The following is a 17083-nucleotide window of genomic DNA, read 5'->3' as shown; positions in this document are numbered from 1 at the left end:
GACCATCGCTTGTGCTGCTCACGCTCGGCATGCTGGGCGTGGTGCTGCTGATCGCGCTCGGGGCCTGGCAGGTCGAACGCAGGACCTGGAAGCTGGCGCTGATCGGGCGGGTCGAGCAGCGCATGCATGCGGCGCCAACAGCGCCGCCGCCTCCGTCGTCATGGCCGGCGGTCACCGCCGCGAGCGACGAGTACCGCCGTGTCACCGTCAGCGGCACTTTCCTCAATACCGACGAGACGCTGGTGCAGGCCGTGACGACCGACGGCCCGGGCTTCTGGGTGCTGACCCCGCTGCGCATGGCTGACGGAACCACGGTGCTGGTCAATCGCGGCTTTGTGCCGCCTGACAGACGCGATCCTGCAACGCGGCGCGACGGCGAGCGGCAGGGCACCGTCAGCGTCACCGGCCTCTTGCGAATCTCGGAGCCGAAGGGCGGCTTCCTGCGCAGCAACGACCCCGCATCGGGCCATTGGTATTCGCGCGACGTCGCAGCGATCGCCGCCAGCCGCCGATTGTCGCAGGTCGCCCCCTTCTTCATCGACGCCGATGCAACGCCCAATCCGGGCGGCTACCCCATCGGCGGGCTCACGATGGTGCGGTTTCCGAACAACCACCTAGTTTACGCGCTGACATGGTTCGCGCTGGCCTTTATGCTGGCGGGCGCGCTCCTGCGCATCATCAGCGGCAGGGGCCGCGCCGGCGCTGATCCAGGGTGGGACTCAAGGCGCGCCGCCGTGCGCCGCCTGATCGGCGCAGCCCGCAATCTGTCTCGCGACACAGGCCCAGATGCTCGAGCGCACATCGGATCCGCATGACGAAAAGGCCGAGACCGGCACGGCCGTAATGCCGTCCGCCGTGAACGCGGCTGCCGGCATGCCGTTCGATCTCGCAGCTCCCGCCGACGTCGCCACCAACCGCAAGAACATGGCCCTGCTGGTCCAGCTGCGCTGGATCGCGGTGATCGGCCAGATCGCGACCATCGGCTTTGTGCAGTTCTGGATGGGCGTCGCGCTGCCGCTGATGCCGATGGCGGCCGTGATCTCGGGGCTGGTGGCGCTCAATCTCGTCAGCCTGCTGTGGCTGCGCTACCGCGCCGACATCAACAACCGCGAGCTCCTGATCGCGCTGACGCTCGACGTTGCTGCGCGCTCACCGTCCTGCTCTATCTCAGCGGCGGCGCCACCAATCCCTTCACGTCGCTCTATCTGCTGCAGGTCACGCTTGGCGCGGTGCTGCTCGACGCCCCCTCGACCTGGTCGCTGGTGGCGCTGGTGTGCATGAACTTCGCCTGGCTGACCAACTATTACCGGCCGCTGGAGCTGCCGCAGCAGGGCTTTGCCGATGCGTTCAACCTCCATATCGTCGGCACCTTCATCGGCCTCGTGCTCGACGCCGTGCTGCTCGTGGTGTTCATGACGCGGATCAACCGCAACCTGCGCGACCGCGACCTCCGCCTCGCGGCGCTGCGCCAGGACGCGGCCGAACAGGACCATATCGTCCGGATGGGGCTGCTGGCCTCCGGCGCCGCGCACGAACTCGGCACGCCGCTCGCTTCGCTCTCAGTCATCCTGGGTGACTGGCGCCGGATGCCCGCGCTCGCCTCCGATCCCGAGCTGTCGCAGGACCTCGGCGAGATGGAGATCTCGGTGCAGCGCTGCAAGACGATCGTCACCGGCATCCTGCTGTCGGCCGGCGAGGCCCGCGGCGAAGGCTCCTCGCCGACCACGGTCGCTGCATTCCTGTCGGCGCTGGTCGAGGAATGGCGGACGTCGCGGCCGTCGGCGACGCTGTATTTCCGCAACGCCTTCGGGGCCGACCTGCCGATCGTCTCCGACATCGCGCTCAAGCAGGCGATCTTCAACGTGCTCGACAATGCCGCCGAGGTCTCGCGCGACTGGATCGAGCTGACGGCGGAGCGCGATCGCGACAGGCTGGTGCTGTCGGTGATCGATCGCGGCCCGGGCTTCTCGCGCGAGATGCTGGCGCATGTCGGCAAGCCTTATCAATCGACCAAGGGCAGCCCCGGCAGCGGCCTCGGCCTGTTCCTGGTCGGCAACGTGGTGCGCAAGCTGGGCGGCGTGGTGACGGCGCGCAACCGCCCGGATATCGGCGCCGCGGTCAGGCTCGAGCTGCCGCTGTCGACGCTCGCGATCGGAGACCATCTTGACGGATGAACGCCAGCTCCTGATCGTCGAGGACGACGCCGGCTTTGCCCGCACACTGAAGCGCTCGTTCGTGCGCCGCGGCTACGGTGTCGCGGTGACGGCCTCGCTCGACGAGGTGCGGCATCTCCTGGAAGTACAATCGCCCGGCTATGCCGTGGTCGACCTGAAGCTCGCCGGCGGCGCCTCCGGCCTCGCCTGCGTCGAAGCGCTGCACGCGCATGATCCGGAGATGCTGATCGTCGTGCTGACCGGGTTCGCCAGCATCGCGACCGCGGTCGAGGCGATCAAGCTCGGCGCCTGCCACTATCTGGCCAAGCCCTCCAACACCGATGACATCGAGGCCGCGTTCCTTAAAGCGCAAGGCAACGCCGCCATCGAGGTCGGCGCGCGGCCGACCTCGATCAAGACGCTGGAATGGGAACGCATCCACCAGACCCTGATCGAGACCGATTTCAATATCTCCGAAGCCGCCCGCCGCCTCGGCATGCACCGCCGGACGCTCGCGCGCAAGCTCGAGAAGCAGCGGGTGAAGTAGGCGATAGAGGCCGACGACGCCAACGAGACACGCGAATGCGCGCCTGATTCAGCCGGCTGCCTCTCGCTCCGTCAGGACATCGCGGCAACATCCGCCGCAGTGTCGATGTACTCCTGAAAACGGACCGCCTTTCCGTCGCGGTACTTGAAAACGTGGGCCCATTCGTTCGTTACGGTCTTGCCTGTTCTCTTTGCCCGCGCCGTGAGTGTGCCCAAGACCACGACGGTGTCGCCCTGCTCGATCATCTCACGCGGAGCAAACTCGCTGAATTCCAAATTCTCGCCGACCTGGACGAAGAAGTTTGCAATCTGCTGCTTTCCCCTAAAGGTCCCGGCCCAAGGCAATTTATCCTGGGGACCTGGGGTTATCCACGTGCAGTCGTCATCGATCAGATCCCTGATGAGCGCTGGAATGTCACCACGTTGAAAGGCCTCATAGCCCTTCCTGGTTGCCTCAACATTGGATGCCATCGGATTTCTCCTCTGCAAATTGATGGGTCATCTTAACGTCGATCCAATAACGGCAGGGCGGCCAGCATAGCATGCCGGGCACCGATTGCCGTCGTCATCCGTGAAACAACTCAAGGCGATTCCGGTCAGGATCGTTTACGTGGCTGGCGCGGAAGCTCGAGAGAAGCAGCGGGTGAAGCGGCCGATGCAGTAGCCCAGCTAGCGAGCTAGCGAAGTGGAGAGTGCCTCGCCGTCATCCTGAGGAGCGCGCAGCGCGTCTCGAAGGGCGACAGCCCGGCTATTTCCGCGCGCACCTGCAAGCACTCGGGCCGTGCATCCTTCGAGGCTCGCAAGAGCTCGCACCTCAGGATGACGGGGCGTCTGCCTGTAGATGGGGTAACGGGCCGGCCGCCCGCTCGCTACGGCGCGATTTGGAAGCGCGCTCGCGAGCGGCCTGTTGGTTGGAAGGCGGTCGTCCCTCAAACTGATGGTGTCAATAAACGGAGTCGGGCAAGCCCGCTCCAAGCATCATTAAGGGACGACCATGTACCACTATGCAGGAATCGACGTGTCTTTGGAATGCTCGAGCGTCTGCCTTGTCGATGGGACAGGTAAGATTTTGCGCGAGGCGAGGGTTGCGAGTGAGCCGGAGGCCTTGATCACCTGGTTGCGGTCGCTGGGGTTGGTGCTGGAACGGATCGGGCTGGAGGCTGGTCCGCTGTCGCAATGGCTCTACGCAGCGATGCGGGATGCGGGCCTGGCAGTCGAACTGTTGGAGACGCGGCACGTCCGCGATGCCTTCAAGGCGATGCCGGTGAAGTCGGACCGCAACGATGCCCGCGGGATCGCGCAACTGATGCGGCTGGGCTGGTTCCGGCCGGTGCACTGCAAGTCGATCGAAGCGCAGGAGACGCGGGCGGTTCTGACGGCACGCAAGCTGCTGCAGTCCAAGCTGCGCGACATCGAGAACAGCCTGCGCGGCGTGCTCCGCGGCTTCGGTCTGAAGGTCGGCACGACCACCGAGCGCACGTTCGCCGAACGCATCCGGGAGCTCGTAGCGGGCCATCCCGGACTTGAGATCGTGGCACAGGCGCTGCTCGAAGCCCACGCCGTGCTGCGGCGCGAGTTCAATGGCCTGGATAAGCACACCCAAAAGCTCGCCAGGTCGCACCCTCAAGCCCGCCTCCTGATGACGACACCGTCCGTCGGCCCGATCGTGGCGCTTACCTACGCCTCGGCGGTCGACGACCCGAAGCGCTTCCGGTCCTCGAAGGCGACGGGAGCGCATTTTGGCCTCACCCCGAAGAAGTACCAATCGGGCGAAACCGACTATACCGGCCGCATCAGCAAGATCGGCGATGCCTCCGTGCGCGAGGCGCTCTATCAGGCGGCTCACGTCATGCTGACCAAGCCGGTCAGGAACTGCTCGGCGCTGAAAGGCTGGGCGATGCGGATCGCCCGGCGCGCAGGCCTGCGCAAGGCCAAGGTGGCGCTCGCACGCAAGCTCGCCGTCGTTCTGCATCGCATGCTCGCCGACGCCAAACCGTTCAACCCGATGGCCAAGGCCTCGGCAACCTAAGCAAGGAGCAGCAATCGGTTCTGGGCGGGCCACGACACCAGGCTCTCCCTGAGCGAGGTCCCTGCGCCGGGACGATGGATCCGGTCAGGCCGCCATCCGGGAAGTGGCTCACAACCACGCTTCCGTAGATTGGCCGGCCGGCTCCTCAATGCACCCCATCAGGCGACGGCCTTCGCGCCGATCCCGTACAGAAGCAAGTGCCCGGCGAGTGGATCACGCAAAAAGGGATTGACTTACAAAGGCCCGTTACAGAAGCCCGGATGAAGCGAAGCGAAATCCGGGACAAGTCGACCCCCGGATGGAGCGTCTCCGGATTTCGCTTGCGCTGCATCCGGGCTACGAATAGAGAGCCGCGTGGACGCAGCGTTGCCGCTTACTTCGGTGGCGTTGCAACGCTCGCCACAAAACAAAAAGCCCGGTCCTGCGACCGGGCTTTTCATCTGAAACCTTGCAGCGCTGCTTAGGCAGCTTCGTCGGCGACGCTGGTATCGTCGCCATCGCTGTCGAGATCCTCACCGTCGGCATCGCCCTCGCCTTCACCCTCGGCTTCGGCCTTGGCACCGCGGCGCGGGCTCTTGGCGAGCTGGCCTTCGATCTCCTTGATCGCCTCGGTCTCGGTCGAGTGCTGCACGACCGCGATTTCGCGCGACAGGCGGTCGAGCGCCGCTTCATAGAGCTGGCGTTCGGAGTAGGACTGCTCGGGCTGCGATTCCGAACGATAGAGGTCGCGGACCACCTCGGCGATCGCGACGATATCGCCCGAGTTGATCTTCGCTTCGTATTCCTGGGCGCGGCGCGACCACATGGTGCGCTTGACGCGGGCGCGGCCCTTCAGCGTCTCCAGCGCCTTCTTGACCAGCGCCGGCTCCGACAGCTTGCGCATGCCGACATTGGCGACCTTCGCCGTCGGAACGCGCAGCGTCATCTTGTCCTTCATGAAATTGATCACGAACAGCTCAAGCTTGGCGCCCGCGATCTCCTGCTCCTCGATCGCCAGGATCTGGCCGACGCCGTGAGCGGGATAAACCACGAATTCATTGGCCTTGAAGCCCTGACGCTGGGTCACGACCTTCTTCTCTGCCGGGGGCGGCGCAGCGGCCGGCTTGGCGGCAACCTTCGGAGCAGCGGCGGGGACGGCAGCCTTCGGGGCGGCCGGCTTCGGCGCAGCAGCAACAGTCTTGGGGGCGGCCTTCGCAGCAGCGGGCTTCGCAGCTGCCGCTTTCGCGGCAGTCTTGGCAGTCTTTTCTGGCATCACGCTTCTTTTGTTCTTTGAGGACTTTGCAGCCGCCGCCTTCTTGGCCCCCTTCACGGGCGCCTTGGCACGGCCCTTGGTTGCGCTGCGGGCAACGACAGCGGCTTTTTTCGTCGTCTTTGAAGCACTCTTTTTACGCGTTTTCTGTGACACAGCCTGCGCGCGGAAACTGCCGCGCCCCTGTTCGATGTTTGCGGGAACCTCGAAGCCACAAGGTACGCATGGCAGGGGTTCTTGGCCTGTAATGTGCCAGATATAGCACATTTTCCGCAAAAATCAATGATTTACGCCCGATTCCGGGCATAACAGGGGACCCTCAGGTCATATGTCCGTCATTAGGGTTAAATCGGCGGTCGGACGGAGGGCCGCGGCGGTCCAAGCCCGCCCTTATCGGGGTAGTCCCGAGGGTGACAGGCGAACTCAGTCGCCGCTGCCCGGATTCGCAGAAAAATATTTCTCGAACTTGCCTTCCTTGCCTTCCCACTCCTTGGCGTCCTCGGGCGAGTCCTTCTTCTGGGTGATGTTCGGCCAGCTCTTGGCGTAGTCCCGGTTGACCTCAAGCCACTTTTCCAGCCCCGGCTCGGTGTCCGGCTTGATGGCGTCAGCCGGGCATTCCGGCTCGCACACGCCGCAATCGATGCATTCGTCCGGATGGATGACCAGCATGTTCTCGCCCTCGTAGAAGCAATCGACGGGGCAGACCTCGACGCAGTCGGTATATTTGCACTTGATGCAGGCTTCAGTGACGACGTAGGTCATCCAAAACTCCGAAACGATCCACTTTTTCCGGGGTTGCGTAGCGCAGGAATACCGCAGCCGCAAGGAATTGCTGGCCCTAAATAGCTATTCCTTGCCTCCTTGCAAATCCTCGCAAAGCAGGCGCGCGGACGCGGCGTCGCCGCGCCGTTCGGCAAAGCCGATCACTTTCAGCACACGGACGCTGTTGTCGAGCGCGACGGTGACGACATCGCCTAGCTTCACCGCATGGCCCGGCGATTTCTCGCGCGTGCCGTTGATGCGGACATGCCCTGATGCGACGAGTTCAGCCGCGCTGGCGCGGGCCTTCACCACCCGCGCATGCCACAGCCATTTGTCGAGGCGCTGTCGATCCAAGAGCTAGACCAAAAGTTGGGCTATTCCTTCCGGCCGGCGAGCTGCTCCTTCAGTGCAGCGAGCTTGGCGAAGGGCGAGTTCGGATCGATCGGCCGGTCGCGCTCACGCGGCGTGCTCGCGCTCGAGGCATAGGGCCGATGCGACGGCCCGCCCTCGCGCTTGTCGCGCCCGCCCTTGTCGCGGCCGAAATCGCGGCCGCCGCGATCACGATCGCCGCCCTTGCGGCCGCCGCCGAATTTCTCGCCGCGCCGCTCATTGTCGCGATCGCGTCCCTTGCCCTCGAACCGCTCGCGGCGCTGGCCCTTGTCCTCTCTGGTGTCGCGGGCCTGCGCGCCATCGGCCGGCGCGGCGGGGGCTGCCGCAGCGCCGTCAGCGGGTGCCGCGCCCGGACGCGGCGCGCGGAAATCGTGATGCCGGCGCGGACGGCGATGCTGCTCGCGCTTCTCGCCTCCCTCGCCGCCGCCTTCGGCGGCCTGCGCGCCTTCGGCGGGCTTGTTCTGATGACGGCCGCGGTTGCGATCGTGACCGCGATGATGCGGCCGGCGTTCTCCATCGGAGCGGCCGCCGGGACGCCAGACTTCGACCAATTGCGGCTCGGCCGGCGTTTCCGCGGCTGCGGGAGCGGCCTCGGCGGTGTCAGCGTCGGCGCTCGCGGTCTCCGCGGGCGCCTCAGTGGCAGCCTCAGGCGTCTCCGCAGCGGCTTCCACGGCGGGCGCGGCTGCGACTTCAGCGGCGGGCGCTTCAGGAGCGGGTTCTTCGGCCGCGGCGGGCGCGTCGACCGGAGCGGCACGCTCCGCTGCGGCATCCTGGTGGGTCTCGACGACGACCGGCGTCGCCTCGCTGGAAACCACCTCGGCAAAGCCGACATCGGGCAGCAGCGCGGCCGACGGCGCGGGATCGCCGGACACCGGCTGATCGACAGCAGCTTCGGCCTCAGGCGCTTCGGCCTCGGGCGCAGCGGTAGCCTCCACTGCATCGGCCGTGACCTCAGCGGCGGCGTCGACCGGCGCATCCGCGGCGGCGTCAGCACCAGCCTCGACCGGCGGCGTCTCGGCGGCGGCCGTCTCGGTGGTCTCGACGGGTGCCACCTCAACCGCCTTCGGCGGCAGCGGCGGACGGCGGTCCATGCGGTAGCCGAGGGCGCGCAGGATCGAGGCAAAGTCCTCGCCGGCAGAACCGGTCAGCGAAGTCATCGCCTGCGTGACGACAAAGCCGCGGCCGTCGAAGGCGCCTGTGGGCTTCTCGCCCGGCGAGGTCTCGCGCCAGGCCAGCGCCGGTCGGATCAGATCGGCGAGCCGCTCCAGGATGTCGACGCGCACCGCGCGCTCGCCGCACTGGCGATAGCCGAGCACACGATAGGCATCGCGGGCGAGCTGCTTGTCGACCGGGAACGAGGTGCGGCCGCTGGATGCCAGATGCTGCACGTTCGACAGCGCCGCCATGTCGACATTGTTCTGCTTCTCGGCCCATAGCAGCGAGGCCAGCGAGCGCGCCGCGGGCTTCAAAAGCTGCGGGAAGTAGATGTGATAGGCGCCGAACCGCACGCCGTATTTGCGCAGCGCTGCGCGCGAGGGCTGGTCGAGATCCTTCATCTCGGCCGCGATCTTGCTGCGCTCGAGCACGCCGAGCGCCTCGACCAGCTGGAAGGCAATGCCGCGGGCGATGCCCTGGATATCCTCGGCCTTGGAGAGTTCGAACAGCGGCCCGAGCAGTTTTTCGATATGCGTTTTGAGCCAGAGGTCGAGCCTGGTCTGCACGGCTTCGCGCGAGGCGCCGGTCAGCCGCTCGTCGGAGATGATGCGCAGGCGCGGATGCAGCGCGTCCTCGGCGGCGACCAGCTTGGCCACCGCATCGCCGGTCCAGCGGATGGTGCCGTCGGAGGTCAGCACGAACTGCTCGTCGGGCGCCGCACCCAGTTTCTCGGCGCGTGCATCGATCTCGCGCGCCAGCACCTGCTGGGCGGCGGCTTGCAGCGCCTTGGCGTCGCTGCCGGCCTCGGCCGCATCAGGTGCAAAGGTGAAACCATCGAGCCGGCCGATCACATGACCTTCCACGATCACTTCGCCGGTCTTGCCAATTTCCGTATTCAAAACTGAGTTCTCCCGCAGGCGGCGCATCAATACACTGGTCCGCCTGTCAACGAAACGCTCCGTGAGCCGTTCATGCAGCGCATCGGATAATTTATTTTCGAGATCGCGCGTGATCCCCTGCCAGTGCTCCGGGTCATACAGCCAGTCCGGCCGATTGGCCACAAAGGTCCAGGTCCGGATCTGCGCGATCCGGCCCGATAGCGTGTCGATATCGCCGTCGGTCCGGTTGGCCTGGTCGACCTGGGCGGCAAACCATGCGTCAGGGATACGACCCTTTTGCATCAGGAAGCCATACAGGGTGGTCACGAGTTCGGCATGGGCGGCCGGCGACAGCTTTCGATAGTCCGGAACCTGGCAGGCCTCCCACAGCCGCTCCACCGCCTTAGCCCCATGCGCGAATTCGCGCACCTCGGCGTCGCGCGCGACATGGTCGAGCACGCGCTGGTCCTCGGCGATCGGGGCCCGCGTCAGTGCCTCATGATTGGGCGCCTGCGCCAGCGACACCTGCAGCGCGCCGAGCGAGGCGAAATCGAGCTTCGCGTTGCGCCATTGCAACATCTTGACGCTGTCGAAGGTGTGGTTCTGCAGCGCGTTGACGAGCTCCGGCTCGAACGGCGCGCAGCGTCCCGTCGTACCAAACGTGCCGTTGCGCGTGGCGCGGCCGGCGCGGCCCGCGATCTGGGCGAATTCGGCCGGCGTCAGGCGGCGGAACTGATAGCCGTCATATTTGCGGTCGGAGGCGAAGGCGACGTGATCGACGTCGAGATTGAGCCCCATGCCGACGGCATCGGTGGCGACGAGATAATCGACATCGCCGTTCTGGAACATCTCGACCTGCGCATTGCGCGTGCGCGGCGACAGCGAGCCCAGCACCACAGCCGCGCCGCCATGCTGACGGCGGATCAGTTCGGCGATCGCGTAGACCTCATCCGCGGAGAACGCGACAATTGCTGTTCTTCTCGGCTGCCGCGTGATCTTGCGGTCGCCGGCGAATTCGAGCTGCGACAATCGCGGCCGCGTGACCATCGAAGCGCCCGGCAACAGCCGCTCGATGATCGGGCGCATCGTCGCAGCGCCAAGCAGCAGCGTCTCGTCGCGACCGCGGCGATTGAGCATGCGATCGGTGAACACATGCCCGCGCTCGAGATCGGCTGCGATCTGGATCTCGTCGACCGCAAGGAACGACACGTCGAGATCGCGCGGCATCGCTTCCACGGTCGAGACCCAGAAGCGCGGCGCCTTCGGCTTGATCTTCTCTTCGCCGGTGATCAGCGCGACATTGTCGACGCCGGCGCGATCCGCGATCTTGTTGTAGACCTCGCGCGCGAGCAGCCGCAGCGGCAGCCCGATCAGCCCCGACGAATGCGCAAGCATGCGCTCGATCGCAAGATGCGTCTTGCCGGTGTTGGTCGGGCCAAGCACCGCGGTGACGCCTGCGCCGGGCACGCGGTCATTTCCGAACGAAGTTGAGAAAGCCATATTTTGCAGGTGTTTCTTGAATTGTTGGCGAGATCCCTAACCCGTCATCCCCGCGCAAAGGCCCCGCCTTTGTCGCTGTGAGGAGCGCGTCAGCGCGTCTCGAAGGATGCACGGCCCAAATTTATCCGCGCGTTTTGATCGGACTTTCCTCTCGCGGGCCGAGCGGGGCTGTCGCCCTTCGAGACGGCCGCTGCGCGGCCTCCTCAGGGTGACGGTCTGGCTGCATGTTTCGCATTGGCAGCGTGTTTCGCAAAATCTGTCTCACAATGCGACGCTTTCTGCGCCTGGCTTAAGCTTCGGAACGACTCCGGAACGAATCGCGCCCGAATCGGTGACTCCATTCCAGACCTGAAACGTTCACCGCAACATCTCGGGTGGACCTGACGGCGGCGGCACTAGATCAAGTTTGAGAGGGCTCCACAAGCACAGGATATGCGGACTGAATTCCTTAAATTCCAGAGGGGGCCGAGTCGAATCAGAAGCAGGCAAGAGTCAACTGGATTCCGGTGACGTTTGTTGCATTCTCTGGACCGGTCACCTCTCCCTGACCCGTCATCCTGAGGAGCGCGAAGCGCGTCTCGAAGGATGCACGGCCCCGCTGGTGGCCGTCGACCCTTCGAGACGCGCGCAAGAGCGCGCTCCTCAGGGTGACGGTCGGTCAGCGTGGCCGCGATCAGATCCCCTACTGCGTCTTCGCCACGCGCGGCGGCGCGGCGGTGGTGACGAACGAGGTGGCTTCCAGCATGGCCTGGCCGAGCGGGGTCGGGATCGTCATGCGGAACGGCACCAAAAGGCGGGTGCCCGCGATCGGCACGAAGGCGATCTCGATGTTGCGCTGGGCGGCGAGGTATTTGATCACGGGCCGATCCGGGATGTAGCCCGAGACCGGCACGAAATAGAGCGCGCAGACCAGCGCCGGGCCATGATAGCCGCGCTCGGCCTTGACGATCTCGACCCGCTTGAAATCGAGCTTGAGGTCGTAGCGCATGCGGCCGTCGAACACGCCGGCGCCGGTGCGGCAGACATCCGGGCTCATCAGTTCGGCATTGCCGGGCGCGCGCAGGAACGAGCCGGTCATCGGATCGAACACGCCCTTCTTCTGCGCATCCGACACCGGCAGGCGGTCGGCATCGACAGGCGGCTCCGGCTCGATGGTGGAGTCCTTGATGGCGCCGTTCGCCAGCACCATCCGGATCGTCTCGGATTTCTTCGCGGTGGTGGTGGTCGCGGTGTAGGAGCTGGCGACCAGCGAGCCGTTGACGACGCGGCCCTGCGAGGCGCCCGAGCCGCTGCCGCCGGAAAACGCCTTCAGAAGGCCCGCGGTGCCGCCCTGGGCCGAGGCCGAGAAGCTGTCGTCGCCGATTTCAATGGTCCAGGCGCCCTTGCCGACCGGGATACCGGCCAGGGTCGCCTCATACTTGGCGTCAAGCCGCCCCTGCGCGCTGGCGCGCTCGGCGCAAAACAGCAGGAGGGCACCAGCGCACAGGCCGATGAGCCGGCCGAGCGGGGGCAAAAGGGCAATCGTGGTGGTCACTTACGTACCTGACGGTCCTGCTATCGGCGCGCGGTTCGTTGTCCAATTTCGCCAAGTCACATCAGCATGTCACATCGGCCGGACAACACGCGCATCTCTTATGGAACCAAGACTTGCAGCCGAATACGCCCTTTATATGGTTGCTATATCCGCCGGTAAGTGGCTGGAACGGCTTATGAACCGCCATTTCCCGCTGCGCCCATGCGGCGATATAATCTTGACGCTTGGGCGATCTGCCCCTATACACCCGCGGTTCCTGGAAAATGGACGCGAATTCAAAACCCCCGCGCGGGCCGCGTGATCGCACGCGCCGCCAGAGGCGGGGATGCAATAAGGATTTTGGTAATGTCCCGGCGCTGCGAACTGACGGCCAAGGGCCCCCAGACGGGCCACAAGGTGAGCCACTCGAACATCAAGACCAAGCGGCGCTTCCTGCCGAACCTGGCCAACGTGACCTTCATCTCGGATGCGCTCGGCCGCAACGTGCGCCTGCGCGTCTCGACCAATGCGCTGAAGAGCGTCGACCACAATGGCGGCCTCGATGCCTATCTCATCAAGGCCAAGGCCGAGGTGCTGTCGCCCCGCGCACTGGATCTCAAGCGCGCGATCGAGAAGAAGGTCGGCAAGCCGGTGTTCGTGAAGAAGGCGAGCTGAGCTAGCCACAAGCGCGAAAGCGCGGAGAGAGTTTTGAACGGCCGGGTCGGATGACCCGGCCGTTTTTGTTTTGAGACAATTCGACCATCGGAGAAGTAGGCGAACCCTATGCCGCCGACAAACCACCCGCTATGATCGCAGGAACGAGAACACTCAACTGCGATAGGGAAGGGGTAACTGTTGGCAGTCAATGTCGAAGAGCTGAGGGGGATCGCGGCCCAGCGCGAACGCTACCTGGGTCAACTCAATCGCCTAAAGAAACTCAACAAACAGACATCTTGCGTGGAAGCTGCGGTTTCCAGCGCCTGCGAGACTTTGCGTGCGGGCACGAGCTCGTTCGTGATCTACGGCGAGCCACAAAGCGGGAAGACGGAAATGATGATCTGCCTTACCGCAAAATTACTCGACGATGGAAGCCGAGTTATCATTCACTTGTTGAACGACAGCGTTCAGCTGCTCCAGCAGAATCTTGATCGATTTCAGCGATCAAATTTGTCGCCAGCCGCGCGTAACTTCTCCGACGTCATTGATCCCGAGTACTCTTTCGCGACGGGATTCCATGTCATCTTCTGCAAGAAGAATGCTAGCGATCTCGCGAAGCTGAATCAAAAACTAGAACGCGTGCGCGAGAAGGTCGTAGTCGACGACGAAGCCGACTTCGCGACACCGAACGCTCTCATTAACAAGGGCGACGTCACGCGGATCAACGCGCTCATCAAACAGCTTATCAGTCATGACGGAGTTTATATCGGTGTGACAGCCACTCCCGCCAGACTTGACTTGAACAACACCTTCGACAACGACAACGAAAAGTGGGTCAACTTTCCCCTCACGGAGCATACACTGGTCAGGACGTGTTCTTCCCGTTATCCCCGAGACATGAGGCCGTACTTGCTCATTACATCGAGGACATGCGCCTAGCCGTTGCAGAGGCAGCACGCGTTCTCAAGCCAGGCGGCCGAGCCATTTATGTAGTAGGAGAAAATACGGTTCGCGGGACGTTCATTCCAAACGCAAAGATTGTATCTGCGGTCGCAGAAAGAGCAGGTCTAAAAAATGAAACAAGACGCGTTAGGCTCCTGCCAGCCAACCGTCGCTACCTCCCTCCTCCATCCGTTGGGAACGGCCAAGAGTCGCTCGATGGGCGCATGCGGCGGGAGGTAATCTTGTCATTTTCTAAACCTGTCTAGGAAAATCCGCACTGGCGGAGCCTAAGCGTCTGTCCCAAGGCGTGCGCCAAAACTCGAATTTCACCAGCCTTTTCAAGTCGACACACCCTGTCCAGTCCTCGCAGAGAAAATATTCCTCTTCCCCGGCACCCCAACTCAGCACTACAAACAGCGCGTCCCGCCTCCTCTGAGAGGGGCGTATCGCGATCGTCACGGACGTTGGGTGCGGGATGCGGTGGACGCTGTGGGTGCGCTTGACGAGCGCGCCTATCTGCGGACGGTGAAAGCGTGTGGTCCTGACGCCCTAGCGGCCGGTGTCCCCTCGCGAAACGCGCAAGCGTTCTGCGGAGGCGGTGACAAGCAAGCCCAGTCTCGCCGGGGAGAGCACGTATAAGCCGTAACCCATCCGCGCGGGGAACGCCGGGATCGCCCGGCCGTACCTGTGGTCCTACCTCCCGAGCTTTTTGTTGCTCGGGACCCATGGGTGCGTGCTGGCACCCGGCGTTCCCTGCACCCTCTGCTATCGAAGCGAGGGTCACACTGCCGCAAAGCTCGGGCCGATCCGGCCGCGAGGCTGCGTGCGCTCACCCCCTCCTGCTGTTTGACAGGTGAATCGATCCGAACGGCGCGCATCCGTGGCTGCGCGTGAGTGGATTCTTCTTTGTGTGATTGGACGTGGAGTAGAATCATCCATCGCATCGAGTGAGAAGAGATGGATCGCGCTGCCTCGCCAAAACTTCCGCCTTCGCCCAAAGGCTTCGGCGGACAAGACGGCGCGACAAGCCTCGCAATGACGGCGCTGCCAATGGCTGAGAAACGTCCGCTGACAGCTGTTGCCAATGACAGCGGTGTCATCACGCGAATCCATTCTGATGCTTGGAGTGCGCGTGAAGAAAGCCTTAACGCGCCGACGTTAACCGACAAAGAAAGCCTATAAATCACGGCAAAAAGCGGCTTGTCACGCCGAAGCCTTGGCGAAGGCGGATTAATCACAAACTCATTCGCATCATCACGAGCGCATGAGGCGCATGCAAAACGCCACGATCTCTTCCAAGTGTTAGTGTGCAAACAAGCCGTCCGACACGATTGCGATTCGACGCGGCCACGCCGCGCGGGTTTGAAAACCGTGAAGGACATCACGACCGGCACAACTGATTGTGAGGCATGTGCGCCGCACTCTTGGGAACAAGCCAGGCCGTACTTACATCACGTCCAAAGAACGACTCAGTACAAGGAATTGATCAATGCAAGTTCGCGCAGTCGATACGCGCGGAAGACTGGTGCCTGCGCTCGCAACCGCCGCCGTGGCGGTGCTGGCCACCGCCGCCCTCGTCGTCCTCGAATTCCACCCGCCCCGCAATGTGCTGAAGGGCGAACCCGGCATGATCACCTCCGCCGCCGCCAGCCGCGCCGGCGCCACCGTGCTGCCGACCGATCCGATCACGACCGGCAGCGTGCGGTATCGTTGAGCTAGAAGTTCTCCCTCGCCCCGCTCTTGCGGGGAGAGGGTTGGGGTGAGGGGCCTCTCTCCACCAGCGACACTCGCGAACGTACCTGTACCCCCTCACCCGGATCGCATTGCGCTACGCTCCATGCGATCCGACCTCTCCCCGCAAGCGGGGCGAGGTAAGAAGCGCCCGGCACGCGGGGAGAGATTTTGATAGTCATTCCACTTTGCGGCAAACCACCGCACATTGGCTGAGTTTTCCAGCCGACCATCGCGCCCCGCCGCATTTTCGCATCCCTGCCCCGGCGTCTCGCCACAAGCCCAACGGTTGCGGCCTCACGTAAGCTCTCCCCCGAGAACAATAAGAACGCCACAGGGAGGCTCACGATGACATCGAAGGCCATTTGCAAGGCCATCACGGCTCTGGCCGCGCTTGCGCTCGCGACACAGGCGCACGCCGCCGAGAAGAAGTATGGCGCGGGTGCCAGCGACACCGAGATCAAGCTCGGGCAGACCTCGCCATTCTCCGGCGCGGCGTCGGCCTACAGCGTGATCGCGAAGGTGCAGGCGGCCTACTTCAAGATGATCAACGACCAGGGCGGCGTGAACGGGCGCAAGATCACCCTGATCACGCTCGACGACGGCTACTCGCCGCCGAAGACGGTGGAGCAGACCCGCAAGCTGGTCGAGCAAGAAGAGGTCGCCGCGATCCTCAATCCGCTGGGCACGCCGACCGGCCTGGCCGTGCGCAAATATCTCAACGACAAGAAAGTCCCGCAGCTGTTCGTCGGCGCCGGCGCCACGCTGTGGGGCGATTACGCGCATTATCCGTGGTCGATCGGCTTCCAGCCGTCGTACCAGGCCGAGACCGCGGTCTACGCCAAATATGTGCTGACCAACAAGCCGGACGCCAAGATCGCGCTGTTCTACCAGAACGACGACGCCGGCAAGGATTACGGCAACGGCTTCAAAAAGGGCTTGGGCGCGGAGAACACCGCGAAGATGGTGGTGGCGGAAACGACCTATGAATCGACCGATCCGACGGTCGACAGCCAGATCGTGAAGCTGAAATCGTCCGGCGCCAACGTGCTGTTCATGCACGCGATCCCCAAGCAGGCGGCGCAGGCGATCAAGAAGATCGGCGAGATCGGCTGGAAGCCGGACCTGTTCTTCCTCGCGGCGACCTCGACCTCGGTGTCCTCGGTGCTGAAGCCGGCCGGCTTCGACTATTCCAAGGACATCATCTCGTCCTACTCGCTGAAGGATCCCAACGATCCGCAGTGGAAAGACGATAAGGATGTCATCGCCTGGCAGAGCTTCATGAAGAACTACTTCCCCGAAGGCAATCTGCAGGACCAGCTGATCGTCTACGGCTATGTAGTGGCGGAGGCGACGGTGCAGGTGTTGAAGCAATGCGGCGACGACCTCACCCATGAGAACATCATGAAGCAGGCCGCCAACCTCGACATCGCGCTGCCGATGTTCCTGCCCGGCATCAAGGTGAAGACCTCGCCGACCGACTATTTCCCGGTCGAGGCGATGCGGCTGCAGAAGTTCAACGGGGAAACGTGGCAGCTGTTCGGGGACACGATCGGGAATGATTGAGGGGGAGTGAGG

General features: G+C 64.0%; 14 protein-coding genes and 1 pseudogene. 9 read left to right on the top strand and 6 right to left on the bottom strand.

The window, feature by feature from the left end; all coding sequences use genetic code 11:
- The first annotated feature begins 11 nt into the window (after window positions 1–11).
- The 3 genes and pseudogenes from V5279_RS02350 to V5279_RS02340 all read left to right on the top strand — a co-directional run bounded on the left by V5279_RS02350 (window position 12) and on the right by V5279_RS02340 (window position 2700).
- Window positions 12–815, top strand: a complete 804-nt coding sequence (locus V5279_RS02350; protein WP_414645993.1) for an SURF1 family protein — start codon at window positions 12–14, stop codon at window positions 813–815.
- A 28-nt stretch (window positions 816–843) separates the two neighbouring features.
- Window positions 844–2174, top strand: a pseudogene (locus V5279_RS02345) (ATP-binding protein).
- Window positions 2164–2700, top strand: coding sequence for a response regulator transcription factor (locus tag V5279_RS02340; protein WP_338694759.1), 537 nt, complete (start codon window positions 2164–2166; stop codon window positions 2698–2700). The pseudogene V5279_RS02345 and the gene V5279_RS02340 overlap by 11 nt, the downstream one beginning before the upstream one ends.
- Before the next feature lie 71 nt (window positions 2701–2771).
- On the opposite strand, the gene V5279_RS02335 is transcribed toward V5279_RS02340, so the two are convergent.
- On the bottom strand, window positions 2772–3170 hold the full coding sequence (locus tag V5279_RS02335; RefSeq protein WP_029079623.1) for a nuclear transport factor 2 family protein: 399 nt from the start codon (window positions 3168–3170) through the stop codon (window positions 2772–2774).
- A 523-nt stretch (window positions 3171–3693) separates the two neighbouring features.
- Here V5279_RS02335 and V5279_RS02330 point away from each other — a divergent pair.
- Window positions 3694–4728 carry an IS110 family transposase gene (locus tag V5279_RS02330; RefSeq protein ID WP_166294930.1) on the top strand — a complete coding sequence of 345 codons (1035 nt, stop codon included), beginning with the start codon at window positions 3694–3696 and terminating at the stop codon, window positions 4726–4728.
- A 460-nt stretch (window positions 4729–5188) separates the two neighbouring features.
- Here V5279_RS02330 and V5279_RS02325 read toward each other — a convergent pair whose 3' ends face one another.
- The 5 genes from V5279_RS02325 to V5279_RS02305 all read right to left on the bottom strand — a co-directional run bounded on the left by V5279_RS02325 (window position 5189) and on the right by V5279_RS02305 (window position 12175).
- Window positions 5189–5980: a CarD family transcriptional regulator gene (locus V5279_RS02325; protein WP_166301690.1), complete on the bottom strand. Its 792-nt coding sequence runs from the start codon at window positions 5978–5980 to the stop codon at window positions 5189–5191.
- A 420-nt stretch (window positions 5981–6400) separates the two neighbouring features.
- A complete protein-coding gene (gene fdxA, locus V5279_RS02320; RefSeq protein WP_029079620.1) occupies window positions 6401–6739 on the bottom strand; it encodes a ferredoxin FdxA in 339 nt (112 codons plus the stop codon).
- Between the two features lie 84 nt (window positions 6740–6823).
- Window positions 6824–7093: an RNA-binding S4 domain-containing protein gene (locus V5279_RS02315; protein ID WP_338694756.1), complete on the bottom strand. Its 270-nt coding sequence runs from the start codon at window positions 7091–7093 to the stop codon at window positions 6824–6826.
- A gap of 20 nt (window positions 7094–7113) precedes the next feature.
- Complete coding sequence (locus V5279_RS02310; protein ID WP_338694754.1) at window positions 7114–10662, bottom strand: helicase-related protein; 3549 nt, start codon at window positions 10660–10662, stop codon at window positions 7114–7116.
- Between the two features lie 682 nt (window positions 10663–11344).
- Window positions 11345–12175, bottom strand: a complete 831-nt coding sequence (locus tag V5279_RS02305; RefSeq protein ID WP_414645992.1) for a DUF3108 domain-containing protein — start codon at window positions 12173–12175, stop codon at window positions 11345–11347.
- A 366-nt stretch (window positions 12176–12541) separates the two neighbouring features.
- Between V5279_RS02305 and rpmB the strand changes: the two genes are divergently transcribed.
- The 5 genes from rpmB (at window position 12542) to V5279_RS02280 (ending at window position 17071) form a co-directional block, all read left to right on the top strand.
- Window positions 12542–12850: a 50S ribosomal protein L28 gene (gene rpmB / locus V5279_RS02300; protein ID WP_092120029.1), complete on the top strand. Its 309-nt coding sequence runs from the start codon at window positions 12542–12544 to the stop codon at window positions 12848–12850.
- A gap of 180 nt (window positions 12851–13030) precedes the next feature.
- A complete protein-coding gene (locus tag V5279_RS02295; RefSeq protein ID WP_338694745.1) occupies window positions 13031–13771 on the top strand; it encodes a DEAD/DEAH box helicase family protein in 741 nt (246 codons plus the stop codon).
- A 960-nt stretch (window positions 13772–14731) separates the two neighbouring features.
- Window positions 14732–14956, top strand: coding sequence for a hypothetical protein (locus tag V5279_RS02290; RefSeq protein WP_338694743.1), 225 nt, complete (start codon window positions 14732–14734; stop codon window positions 14954–14956).
- A gap of 307 nt (window positions 14957–15263) precedes the next feature.
- Window positions 15264–15488 carry a hypothetical protein gene (locus tag V5279_RS02285; RefSeq protein ID WP_166301675.1) on the top strand — a complete coding sequence of 75 codons (225 nt, stop codon included), beginning with the start codon at window positions 15264–15266 and terminating at the stop codon, window positions 15486–15488.
- 365 nt (window positions 15489–15853) lie between these two features.
- Window positions 15854–17071: an ABC transporter substrate-binding protein gene (locus V5279_RS02280; RefSeq protein WP_338694740.1), complete on the top strand. Its 1218-nt coding sequence runs from the start codon at window positions 15854–15856 to the stop codon at window positions 17069–17071.
- Window positions 17072–17083 lie beyond the last annotated feature (12 nt).

The organism is Bradyrhizobium sp. 26S5 (genome assembly GCF_036923295.1).
Taxonomy (GTDB): domain Bacteria; phylum Pseudomonadota; class Alphaproteobacteria; order Rhizobiales; family Xanthobacteraceae; genus Bradyrhizobium; species Bradyrhizobium septentrionale.
This window is presented reverse-complemented; position numbering and strand designations above follow the sequence as displayed.